Source organism: Citrobacter sp. S46_ASV_140 (genome assembly GCF_018919545.1).
GTDB classification, from domain to species: Bacteria; Pseudomonadota; Gammaproteobacteria; order Enterobacterales; family Enterobacteriaceae; genus Citrobacter; species Citrobacter braakii.
In genome coordinates, this window is the sequence record NZ_JAHLRC010000023.1 from 44,348 (window position 1) to 55,785 (window position 11,438).

Annotated in this window: 8 protein-coding genes; 3 read left to right on the plus strand and 5 right to left on the minus strand. The window is 51.7% G+C overall.

Annotation, left to right across the window (positions count from 1 at the left end; genetic code table 11):
- Positions 1–149 precede the first annotated feature (149 nt).
- The gene (gene rclA / locus KQJ19_RS08960) at positions 150–1,475 is read right to left on the minus strand and encodes a reactive chlorine resistance oxidoreductase RclA (RefSeq protein WP_216403569.1); all 1,326 of its coding nucleotides are present in this window, start codon (positions 1,473–1,475) and stop codon (positions 150–152) included.
- Positions 1,476–1,710: 235 nt separating this feature from the next.
- Between rclA and rclR the strand changes: the two genes are divergently transcribed.
- The gene (gene rclR, locus KQJ19_RS08965) at positions 1,711–2,565 is read left to right on the plus strand and encodes a reactive chlorine-specific transcriptional regulator RclR (RefSeq protein ID WP_216403570.1); all 855 of its coding nucleotides are present in this window, start codon (positions 1,711–1,713) and stop codon (positions 2,563–2,565) included.
- 51 nt (positions 2,566–2,616) lie between these two features.
- Here the strand turns inward: rclR and KQJ19_RS08970 are convergent, their stop codons facing one another.
- The 4 genes from KQJ19_RS08970 to KQJ19_RS08985 all read right to left on the minus strand — a co-directional run bounded on the left by KQJ19_RS08970 (position 2,617) and on the right by KQJ19_RS08985 (position 8,903).
- Positions 2,617–5,760: a CusA/CzcA family heavy metal efflux RND transporter gene (locus tag KQJ19_RS08970; protein WP_216403571.1), complete on the minus strand. Its 3,144-nt coding sequence runs from the start codon at positions 5,758–5,760 to the stop codon at positions 2,617–2,619.
- Between the two features lie 11 nt (positions 5,761–5,771).
- The gene (locus KQJ19_RS08975; protein WP_216403572.1) at positions 5,772–7,064 is read right to left on the minus strand and encodes an efflux RND transporter periplasmic adaptor subunit; all 1,293 of its coding nucleotides are present in this window, start codon (positions 7,062–7,064) and stop codon (positions 5,772–5,774) included.
- Positions 7,065–7,140: 76 nt separating this feature from the next.
- Complete coding sequence (gene cusF, locus KQJ19_RS08980; RefSeq protein ID WP_016152151.1) at positions 7,141–7,488, minus strand: cation efflux system protein CusF; 348 nt, start codon at positions 7,486–7,488, stop codon at positions 7,141–7,143.
- 32 nt (positions 7,489–7,520) lie between these two features.
- A complete protein-coding gene (locus KQJ19_RS08985) occupies positions 7,521–8,903 on the minus strand; it encodes an efflux transporter outer membrane subunit (RefSeq protein WP_216403573.1) in 1,383 nt (460 codons plus the stop codon).
- A 195-nt stretch (positions 8,904–9,098) separates the two neighbouring features.
- Here KQJ19_RS08985 and cusR point away from each other — a divergent pair, with 195 nt between their 5' ends.
- Together cusR and KQJ19_RS08995 are read left to right on the plus strand one after the other, a co-directional pair.
- Positions 9,099–9,782: a copper response regulator transcription factor CusR gene (gene cusR, locus KQJ19_RS08990; RefSeq protein WP_016152149.1), complete on the plus strand. Its 684-nt coding sequence runs from the start codon at positions 9,099–9,101 to the stop codon at positions 9,780–9,782.
- Positions 9,772–11,223 carry a Cu(+)/Ag(+) sensor histidine kinase gene (locus KQJ19_RS08995; RefSeq protein WP_049282488.1) on the plus strand — a complete coding sequence of 484 codons (1,452 nt, stop codon included), beginning with the start codon at positions 9,772–9,774 and terminating at the stop codon, positions 11,221–11,223. The genes cusR and KQJ19_RS08995 overlap by 11 nt, the downstream gene beginning before the upstream one ends.
- The last annotated feature ends 215 nt before the right edge of the window (positions 11,224–11,438 follow it).

The window sequence follows — 11,438 nt, forward strand, 5'->3', positions numbered from 1 at the left end:
CATTAACAAGTAATTTCACTCGTAATAGAATAAAACATTATTGCTTATCTTATTTCCTCCATAACGCCAGAATAACTGTTCATGAGTATTTCTTTATATATGATAAAAAAAAGCCCCACACAGGTGGGGCAATCATGCAAACTATATTATTATTTTATTAGAGAGAAGAGATCGTTCAGTGATTCGCTCATGCTCGGATGAGTAAATATTTGATCGCGCAATGTCGTGTAAGGTAAACCAGCATCCATAACGGTTTTAATGATATTAATCATCTCATGAGAATCCACGCACAGCAGCGATACGCCTAATATCTGTTTCGTTTCGCGATTTACCACCGCTTTAAGTACGCCACGCGTGTCATTCATCACCCGTGCACGCGGGATAGCCGCGACAGGCAGGGTGACAACCTGGACCGCCGCGCCGCTGGCGCGAGCTTGTTCTTCTGTCATCCCCACGCGGGAAAGCGGCGGCGTCATAAAAACAGAATACGGTACGTTTTGGCGATCGCCGGTGTTACGTAATCCCTCGCCTGACAGGTTGTCGCGCACAATACGGAAGTCATCCAGCGAGATATAGGTGAATTGTAACCCCCCCGTCACATCGCCCATGGCCCAGATATTGTCTGCCGAAGTACGCAGATATTTATTCACCACAATGGCACCGCGCTCGTTGACATCCACACCCGCTTTCTGCAACTGCAGATTTTCAGTTGCCGGTTTGCGGCCCGATGCCACCAGTAGCGCATCCACAGTCTGGACGCCTTCCGGCATTTGCACCTGCACCGCGCCGTCATGGGACGAAACCGCCTGCACCCTGGCATTGAGGATAATCTCAACCCCTTTGTCGCGTAAAATGTTGGCGATAGCGTCGGCAATATCCCGATCTTCGCGGGCTAAAAACAGTGGGGCGGCTTCATAAATGGTGACCTTACTGCCAAAGTTGGCAAACATTGATGCGAATTCAACACCAATATAACCGCCGCCCAAAATCCCCAAACGTTCCGGACGTTGCGTCAAACTTAACAACCCGGTGCTGTCAAACACGCCCGGTGTAGTCATTAACCCTGCCACGTTTGGCATCGTTGCCTGTGCGCCGGTATTAATAAAGATCTTTTCGCCGCTTAGCTCAATCGCGCCTGTTGGCTTCACGACCCGCACCGTATGGTTATCAATGAATTCAGCACGACCTTCAATCACATCTACATTTTCCAGATCGGCAAGATTATGGAAATTTTTATCACGCAGAAAGCTGACAACGGAGGCCTTGCGCTGCATCGCCGCAGCAAAGTCATGCTGAAGTTCAGCATCGTGTACCAGGGTTTTGGTGGGAATGCAGCCGATATTGATACATGTCCCGCCATACATGGTGTTTGACTGTTCAATAATCGCCACTCGCCAGCCCGTTTTCGCCAGGGTAGCCGCCAGCGTTTTACCCGCTTTGCCAAATCCGATAATAATCGCCTGATACTGATTCATGCTGTCTCTCCGCCATGTCACTGTTCGTTTGTTGAACTGAAGTATAGGTTTAAGGAAGCATGAACAATGTATCCATATCGCGCAAATTACTGTCAAATCGTCTAAATAACTACCATCTCTCTTCCACTCAATCCATCGAGATAATAAACTAACACCATAAATTTATTTAAGAAATAATGAGTAGCAGCGTTACTTCATCTCGACAAGTATCAACAAAAACTGCTCAGGAGTCTTTATGGATGCACTTAGCCGATTACTTATGCTTAACGACCCGCAGGGCTCGATTGATCAAAACTGCCTGCTGAGCAGGGACTGGCAACTGCCACACGCGGCGGGTGAGCTGTCAGTTATCCGCTGGCATACGGTAACCCAGGGTTTTGCTCAACTGGATATGCCAGACGGAACGTCTTCTACGTTACGCCCTGGAACAATAGTCATTCTGCCTCAAAACTCCGCGCATCGGCTGTGCCAGACAGGGGAAGAACAAACGCATATTGTCTGCGGAAGCCTGCGATTGCAGATATCTTCACGCTATTTTTTAACCGCGCTTCCGGAAGTATTAATACTGGCACCAGAAGATGACAGTCCCATTAGCCACTGGCTGAAGGCCATGATTGCGCTGATGCAGCAGGAATACATCAACGATCTGCCTGGCTCCAACATCGTTTGCAGCCAGCAATGCGCTACGCTGTTCGCGTTAGCCGTTCGCGAGTGGCTAGCCCAGCCGACACCCGCTAAAAATGTGCTGAATTTACTGCTGCACCCAAGGCTGGGTGCCGTTGTCTTCATGATGCTGGAGTCACCGGCTTTTCCCTGGACTGTCGAAGAACTGGCAAAGCGTGCCCATATGTCGCGGGCCAGCTTTGCGCAGCTATTCCGTGAAGTATCAAACTCCACGCCGCTGGCGGTGTTAACCGAGCTACGCCTGCAATTCGCCGCCCAGATGCTGTCACGCGGATCGCAGCCGTTGATCGTTATTGCCGAGTCGGTGGGTTACGCCAGCGAATCATCGTTTCACAAAGTCTTTTTACGGGGATTTGGCTGCACGCCGGGCGAGTACCGCAAACGCGTGAAAGCGTTGGCGGCATAACGCACCGCCTGCTTCGGCAACAAAACCGACGCAGGCGAGCGCTTCAAGGCATTACTTTTGGCTACGATGCCTGTGCAGCCACATCAGCTTATAAGCTGCCGGAATAATAAACAGCGACAGCAATGGCGCGGTAATCATGCCGCCAATCATCGGCGCGGCAATGCGGCTCATCACTTCTGAGCCCGCCCCTGTCCCCCACAAGATTGGCAACAGGCCCGCGATAATCACCGCCACGGTCATCGCTTTCGGACGCACGCGCAGCACCGCGCCGTGATACAACGCTTCATCCAGCTTATCCGCCGTAAAGGTTTGCGGATTTTCCAGCGCAGGCTCGGCTTCAATAGCATGGCGCAAGTACATCAGCATCACTACGCCAAACTCCGCGGCAACGCCGGCCAGGGCGATAAACCCGGTTCCGGTCGCAACCGACATATGGAACCCCATCCAGTAGAGGAACCAGATCCCCCCTACCAGCGCAAAGGGCACGCTGGTAATAATCAGCAGCGCTTCACCAAAGCGACGGAAAGCCAGATAAAGCAGGACAAAGATAATCATCAGCGTCATCGGCACCATCAGTTTGAGCTTATGGCTGGCGCGTTCAAGCAGCTCGAACTGCCCGGAAAACGCCACGCTGGTCCCCGGCTTTAACTGTACGTTTTCAGCGATCGCTTTTTTCAGATCGTTCACCACCGAAACCATGTCACGGTCGCGGGCGTCGATATAAATCCAGCTGGTGGGTCGCGCATCTTCGGTTTTCAACATCGACGGACCAGAAACCACTGTCACATCTGCAACATCAGCCAGCGTGATTTGCTGCTTCATGGGCGTCAGAATGGGCAGATTACGCAGCGCTTCCGGGCTATCACGATAGCTCTGCGCATAGCGAAGGTTAATCGGATAACGTGCAATCCCTTCCACCGTTTCACCCACCATCGCGCCTCCGACCGCGGAGGTGACAAACAGCTGTACCGCGCCAACGGTCATACCGTAGCGGGCTGCTTTCTCCCGATTAATGTCCACATTAATATAGCGCCCGCCCACCAGCCGCTCAGCCAGCGCCGAAGCGACGCCCGGCACGGTTCTGGCTACCTCTTCGATTTGTTCCGCCGTGGCGTCGATATCAGCCAGAACGTTACCTGACACCTTTATCCCAATCGGGCTTTTGATGCCGGTAGAAAGCATGTCGATACGGTTACGAATAGGCGTAACCCACAGATTCGCCAGCCCTGGCAAGCGCACGGTTTTGTCGAGTTCGGCGATGATTTTGTCCATCGTCATCCCCGGACGCCACTGATCCTGCGGCTTCAGTTGGATCGTTGTTTCGACCATTTCCAGCGGCGCGGAATCCGTTGCGGTTTCCGCCTTACCGGTTTTACCAAACACACGCGCCACTTCCGGAACGGTCATGATCAGCTTGTCGGTTTTTTGCAGCATATCCGCCGCCTGCGCCGCCGAAATCCCCGGCAGGGTTGACGGCATATACAGTAGATCGCCTTCGTTAATCTGCGGCAGGAATTCACCACCGACTTTATTCAGCGGGTAGATAACCGTCAGTATGGAAAGCACCGCCACCAGCAGGGTGGTTTTAGGCCAATGCAGCACCTTCAACAACAGCGGATGATAAATACGGATCAGGAAACGGTTAAGTGGGTTACTGCTTTCCGCCGGTATTTTGCCACGGATCCAGAACCCCATCAGGATCGGAATGACGACAATAGCCAGAAACGCCGCGCCTGCCATGGCATACGTTTTGGTGAACGCCAGCGGGCCGAACAGTCGCCCCTCTTGCCCCTCGAGCGTGAAAATAGGGATAAACGACAGGGTGATAATCAGCAAGCTGATGAACAATGCCGGGCCGACCTCTACCGAGGCATCGGTAATAACCTTCCAGCGCGTTGCGTTATCCAGTTTTTCATCCGGATGCTGATGTCCCCACTCTTCAAGCCGCTTATGGGCGTTTTCAATCATCACGATCGCGGCATCGACCATCGCCCCAACGGCAATGGCAATGCCCCCAAGCGACATGATATTGGCGTTCAGCCCCTGGAAATGCATCACGATAAACGCGATACACAGTCCCAGCGGTAGGGAAATAATCGCTACCAGCGCCGAACGCAGATGCCACAGGAACAGCGCGCACACCAGCGCAACAACGATAAACTCTTCCAGCAGCTTATAGCTCAGGTTATCAATAGCGCGATCGATGAGCTGACTGCGATCGTATGTTGTAACTACCTCAACGCCTTCCGGCAGGCTGCTTTTCAGCGTGTCGAGTTTGGCTTTAACGGCGGAGATCACTTCACGCGCATTTTTACCGGAACGCAGAATTACCACCCCGCCCGCCACTTCGCCTTCACCATTCAGTTCGGCGATCCCACGGCGCATTTCCGGCCCAATCTGCACACGCGCGACATCGCGCAGGTAAACAGGTACACCGTCGGCCCCTGTTTTCAGGACGATATTATTGAAGTCATCAAGCGTTTGTAGATACCCACTGGCACGGACCATATATTCCGCTTCAGCCATCTCAACAGACGAGCCGCCCGCCTCCTGATTCGACGTATCCAGTGCAGATTTCACCTCCGCCAGGCTGATGCCATATTGCGTCAGCTTCATCGGGTCGATAACAACCTGGTACTGTTTAACCACGCCGCCTACCGAGGCCACCTCTGCCACGTTCGGAATCGTTTTTAACTCATACTTTAAAAACCAGTCCTGAAGAGTTCGTAACTCTGCCAGATCGTGTTTACCGCTGCGATCAACCAGCGCATATTCAAAGATCCAGCCGACGCCCGTGGCGTCCGGTCCCATCTCCGCGCTGACTCCTGCCGGTAATTTCCCCTGAACCTGGTTGAGATACTCCAGTACGCGCGAGCGCGCCCAGTAAGGATCGGTGCCATCTTCGAAAATGACGTACACATAGGAATCACCAAACTGCGAGAAACCACGCACGGTCTTCGCGCCCGGTACCGACAGCATGGTGGTGGTCAGCGGGTAAGTCACCTGATTTTCAACGATTTGCGGTGCCTGCCCTGGATAGCTGGTTTTGACGATCACCTGAACATCAGAGAGATCGGGCAACGCATCAACCGGGGTATTAATGATAGTCCAGGTTCCCCAGATACTGAGAAACAGCGCCCCCATCATCACCAGAAAACGGTTTGCCACCGAACGGCGGATAATCCATTCAATCATTTATCATGTCCTCAGTGTGAATGGGTCGCCTGTGCTGGCTTTGCGGATGCGTCTTGCGCACCACTGTTCTGCGCGCGCATACGATCCAGTGCGCCAGAGATATTCGCCTCGGAATCAATCAGGAACAGACCACTGGACACCACTTTTTCACCTTCAGTCAGGCCTGAGCGGATAGCCGTCAGCCCTTGAGATTCATGGAATACCGCAACCTGCTTCGGTACAAATCGACCTTCGTTATCGACGGTGATCACCCGTTGCTCGGTGCCTGTATCAATCAACGCCTTTGAGGGGATCAGCAGCATCGGTTCACTTTGCGCTTTCAGTTGCAGGTAAGCATTCATCCCCGGCTTGAGCGCCTCATCAGGGTTATTGACCTGCAAACGGATCTGCAGCGTACGCGTGGAGGCATCGACACTTGGCAAGATATTCCACTTGCTAATGGTGAAAGGCTTATCCGGCCAGGCGGGCACGGTGATGGTAAATTGCGAGGCGTCTTTGATCAGCCAGGCGATAGATTCCGGGACCGACGCGCTGACCCATACCGGGTCCATCCCCTGAATTTTCGCGACCACATTGTCTTTGGAAATGTTCATGCCGGTACGCAAATCGAATGCGGTAATCACCCCATCAATAGGGGCTTTCAGGGTAAAGCGGGTCTGAATTTTACGCGTCGATTTTAAGCGCTGAATATCCGCTTCCGGCATACCGGCCAGACGTAATCTCTCCAGAATCCCTTCCACCTGCGTCGCACTGCCGCCAGTCTCCCGCAGTAACAAATATTCGCTCTGCGCCTCAACCCAGTCGGGAATCGTCAGATCGATAAGCGGCGCACCTTGCTTAATTTTGTCGCCCACGGTTAGCGGGTAAACCTTTTCGATAAAGCCTGCGGAGCGGGCCTGGACAATAACAAACTGGTATTCGTTATAGCTAACGTTAGCCGGGAAAGTTTGCGCATAGTGCAGCGGGCCACGGCGCACAGGTTCTGTTTTCAGACCCAAATTTTGGGTCTGAGTAGGATCGATACGCACGCCAGGCGCTGACGCGCTCGCGGTCTCTTCATCGGCATATTTGGGGATCAGATCCATATCCATAAACGGTGATTTACCCGGCTTATCAAAGCGCGTGTTCGGGTACATGGGGTCATACCAGAACAACACTTTTCTGGCTTCTTTTTGCGAAGCCTGCCCGGTTTCAGCCGTTACGTTTGCTGATGAATAATAAGTATAAATACCGACAGAAATAACCCCACCGACAATCATGCCAGCGAGAATAAGCGCGGTATTTTTAATATTTAAAGACGCCATAGTGATTTCCATTGCGCGATAGTCTCACCCGAATTTCGAAGAATCCGGGCAAGAATAAAAGAGACCAGCGAGAACGTTATTTACTGATGTGAATATCGCGTAACACAGAGATATTTCCCTGCTGAACAAACGTAAACGCAACCTTATCGCCGGGTTTAATATCGTCAGCCTTGGTGTCGGCAACCCGCGTAAAACGCATCGTCATGGCAGGCCAGTTCACCGCGGGAATGGGATCATGCTTGATCGTGATTTTTTTACTTTCTTTATCAATAGCTTCAATCACCCCGGTGGCGCTAATGACGTCTTCCTGTTGGGCCGCTGGCTGCATGTTCATCATCTCGCCATGCTGATGCTCATTGGCCTGAGCGTTAAACATGACCACAGAGAAAAAGCTAAACAACACGGCTTTGGCGGTAGTATTCATACTTGATGCTCCTGAAAAATTAATATTAAGGATTACTCCACCCAACCGCCGCCTAAGGCAGCAAACAGCTTAATTTCATTAACCTGTTGGGCGTAATTAAGATCGAGCAGCGATTGCTGCGTAGCGAATAAAGAACGTTCGGCGTCCAGTACTTCGATGTAGCTAACCGCACCATTTTGATAAAGCGCTCTGGCGCGTTGTAAGGTGATTTGCAATGACGTCAGGTAGCGCTGCTGACCGCTAATTTGATCGGCAATGCTTTGGCGCAACACCAGCGCATCCGCCACCTCTTTAAACGCGTTCTGAATTTTTTGTTCGTAATTCACCACCGACTGCTGTTGGCGAATTTCAGCGAGGTCGAGATTGGACTGATTACGTCCGGCGTTAAAAATGGGAATATCTATTTTGGGGACAAAATTCCACATGCCGCTGGTCGCATTAAATAAGCTGGAAAGATCGCTGCTGCTGCTGGAAACCGAACTGGTCAAGGTAATCGACGGGAAAAACGCTGCCCGTGCGGCGCCGATATTGGCATTCGCCGCCATTAATCCGTGTTCAGCTTCCAAAATATCCGGGCGCTGCAACAGGATTTGCGACGAGAGCGATGGCGGCAGCGTTACTGGTTTAATATCCCCGCTGCTGCGCATCTGGTCGTTGGGTAATTTCCCGTACGTACCCAGCAACAGTTGCAGCGCGTTGTTCGCCTGCGCCAGTTCACCTTTACGCTTCGCGATTTCGCTGCGCGTGCTTTCAATCACGCCCCGCGCCTGTTCCAGCGCCAGTACGTTGGTGCTTCCGGTCAGCAACTGCTTCTCAACAAAAGCGTAAGAACGCTGATAATTTTGCAGCGTTTCTTCGGCAATTTGCAGTTGTGCATAAGCCAGACGCTGATTGAAATAACTTTGCGATACGTTGGAGATTAATGAGATGTGTACCGCCCGACGCGCCTCTTCGCTGGCAAAGAAATTCTGTCGCTCAGCTTCACTCATATTTTTCAGCCGACCAAAGAAGTCCAGATCGAAACTGAGATTAAGTCCAGCTTCGAATTCACGATCGGTGCTGCTATCGCCTTTTAATTTGCTGCTGTAAGTACCGCTGGAACCTGCCGTGATTTGCGGATAGCGGTCAGCGTCCGTGACGCCATATTGCGCTCTCGCTTCCTGAACTTTTAGCACTGCCATACGTAAATCGCGGTTATTGACCAGCGCCTCGCCAATCAGCGCCTTTACCTGGGAGTCAACGAAGAAGCTCCGCCAGCCCGTGTCCTGATATCCCACCGGTGCAGAAACCAGGGCGTTCTGGCTTAAGGAGAATTGCTGCGGCACAGGCAATGTCGGACGCTGATAGTCCGGCGCCAATGAACAACCGGCGAGAACGAATACAGCGCTGAGGGTAAGAAGCTTAAATTTGCTCATAGTTCTTCTCGTCCTGACCGGACTGATGGCCCTAAAAAATGTAGGAATTTATAGCGTTGTACTTTAACGAAGTGACTCTGTTTAAGCGGTGACAGGAAAATGACAAAACTGTCATTTTCCCAATAACCGATTGCTATCCGATCCCGCTTCCCTAGAATTGAAAGTCCGCACAACCCGTGTGAGAAGGAGAATGCGATGAAGGTGTTGATAGTCGAAGATGAGAAAAAAACCGGTGAATACCTGACGAAAGGCCTGACGGAAGCGGGTTTTGTCGTGGATTTAGCGGATAACGGCCTGAACGGGTACCACCTGGCGATGACCGGCGATTACGACCTGCTCATACTCGACATCATGCTGCCGGATGTAAACGGCTGGGATATCGTACGGATGCTGCGTTCCGCTAACAAAGGGATGCCCATTCTTCTCCTCACCGCGCTGGGTACCATCGAACATCGGGTTAAGGGTCTGGAATTAGGCGCTGATGATTATCTGGTCAAACCGTTCGCCTTCGCCGAACTGCTGGCGCGGGTCAGAACGCTGCTGCGCCGCGGGGCGGCGGTGATTGTCGAAAGCCAGTTTCAGGTCGCGGATTTAATGGTCGATCTGGTCAGCAGAAAAGTCACCCGCAGCGGGACGCGTATTACTCTGACCAGCAAAGAGTTTACCCTGCTTGAGTTTTTCCTGCGTCATCAAGGGGAAGTTTTACCCCGCTCGCTGATCGCTTCCCAGGTCTGGGATATGAATTTTGACAGCGATACCAATGCCATCGACGTCGCCGTTAAGCGTCTGCGCGCCAAAATTGATAACGATTTTGAGCCGAAACTGATTCAGACCGTACGCGGCGTGGGATATATGCTTGAGGTTCCTGATGCCCAGTAAACGATGGCGGCGCCCTTTTTCGCTGGCGACACGACTGACCTTTTTTATCAGTCTGGCGACGATCGCTTCATTTTTCGCCTTTGCATGGATAATGATCCACTCCGTGAAGGTCCATTTCGCCGAGCAGGACATCAATGATTTACAAGAGATCAGCGCCACGCTGGAGCGGATTATTAACCAACCCAACGAGCCGGAATCACGCCGTCTGGAAACGCTAAAAAACGTGGTTGAGGGCTACTCGAACGTCATTATTTCTCTGGAAGACAGTAAGCAGAAAGCCATTTTTCATTCGCCAAATGCGCCGGATCTCCGGCAATTTATCGCCAGCGCAAGACCGGATAAAAATGCCCATGCCAGCGATGTTTTTATTATATCCGGCCCAACACTGCAAACGTCCAAACATATTCACGGACAAAAAACGTCGTCTAACTGGCGAATGATTCGCCTGCCGGTAGGAAAGCTGACTGATGGAAAATCGGCGTATACGTTGTATCTGGCGTTATCGATCGATTTTCATCTGCACTATATTAACGACCTGAAAAACAAACTGATTATGACGGCATCGCTGATTAGCATGATGATTGTATTTATCGTGCTGTTCGCTGTGTATAAAGGCCATGAACCGATCCGTAATGTCAGTCGGCGCATCCAAAATATCACCTCAAAAGATCTTGATGTGCGCCTCGATCCGCAAGCGGTCCCTATTGAACTGGAACAGCTGGTAAGTTCGTTTAATCACATGATCGAACGCATTGAGGATGTATTTAAACGTCAGTCGAACTTCTCGGCGGATATTGCCCATGAGATCCGCACGCCAATAACCAACCTGGTCACGCAAACGGAAATTGCGCTCAGCCAAACCCGTAGCCAAAAAGAGCTGGAAGACGTGCTGTATTCCAATCTTGAAGAGTTTGGTCGTATGTCGAAAATGGTAAGCGACATGCTGTTTCTGGCGCAGGCAGACAACAATCAGCTTATCCCGGAAAAGACAGCGCTTAATCTGGCCGATGAGGTTGGTAAAGTGTTCGATTTTTTCGAAGCCTGGGCAGAAGAGCGCGAGGTTGGCTTACGTTTTGAAGGACGCGCATGCTGGGTTTCAGGCGATCCGTTAATGCTACGCCGGGCAATGAGTAATCTGCTTTCAAATGCCATGCGCTACACGCCAAAAGGCGAGTCGGTAACCGTGCGGGTGAAAGAGGCGGATGGCCTGGTCCAGATAGTCGTGGAAAATCCCGGCCCCCCCATTCCCCCACAGCATCTATCGCGGCTATTTGATCGGTTTTATCGGGTTGACCCTTCGCGACAGCGTAAAGGCGAAGGCAGCGGTATTGGCCTGGCGATTGTGAAATCGATTGTTATCGCCCATCAGGGGAAAGTCTCGGTGACATCCGATCAGCTTGCCACCCGTTTTATTCTGACGCTGCCCAAGCATGCGATGTAATTTATGATAATGGCGTTGATACCTTAAACAATTCGAGTTGCAGGAAGGCGGCAAGAGAGGGAATCCCCGGTCACTTACTTAAGTAAATGACTGGGGTGAACGAGCGCAGCCAACGCATATGCAGCTTGAAGTATGAACGATATATATCATCACCGATTCTCTGACATAACCGTCATAGTCCTGTCACGCCGCTGACAGCCCTCACCAATTATAAT

What these genes read in the sequence shown, in the direction of transcription:
- rclA (WP_216403569.1), bottom strand. Translation starts at nt 1,475, where the DNA reads ATGAATCAGTATCAGGCGATTATTATCGGATTTGGCAAAGCGGGTAAA.
- rclR (WP_216403570.1), top strand. Translation starts at nt 1,711, where the DNA reads ATGGATGCACTTAGCCGATTACTTATGCTTAACGACCCGCAGGGCTCG.
- KQJ19_RS08970 (WP_216403571.1), bottom strand. Translation starts at nt 5,760, where the DNA reads ATGATTGAATGGATTATCCGCCGTTCGGTGGCAAACCGTTTTCTGGTG.
- KQJ19_RS08975 (WP_216403572.1), bottom strand. Translation starts at nt 7,064, where the DNA reads ATGGCGTCTTTAAATATTAAAAATACCGCGCTTATTCTCGCTGGCATG.
- cusF (WP_016152151.1), bottom strand. Translation starts at nt 7,488, where the DNA reads ATGAATACTACCGCCAAAGCCGTGTTGTTTAGCTTTTTCTCTGTGGTC.
- KQJ19_RS08985 (WP_216403573.1), bottom strand. Translation starts at nt 8,903, where the DNA reads ATGAGCAAATTTAAGCTTCTTACCCTCAGCGCTGTATTCGTTCTCGCC.
- cusR (WP_016152149.1), top strand. Translation starts at nt 9,099, where the DNA reads ATGAAGGTGTTGATAGTCGAAGATGAGAAAAAAACCGGTGAATACCTG.
- KQJ19_RS08995 (WP_049282488.1), top strand. Translation starts at nt 9,772, where the DNA reads ATGCCCAGTAAACGATGGCGGCGCCCTTTTTCGCTGGCGACACGACTG.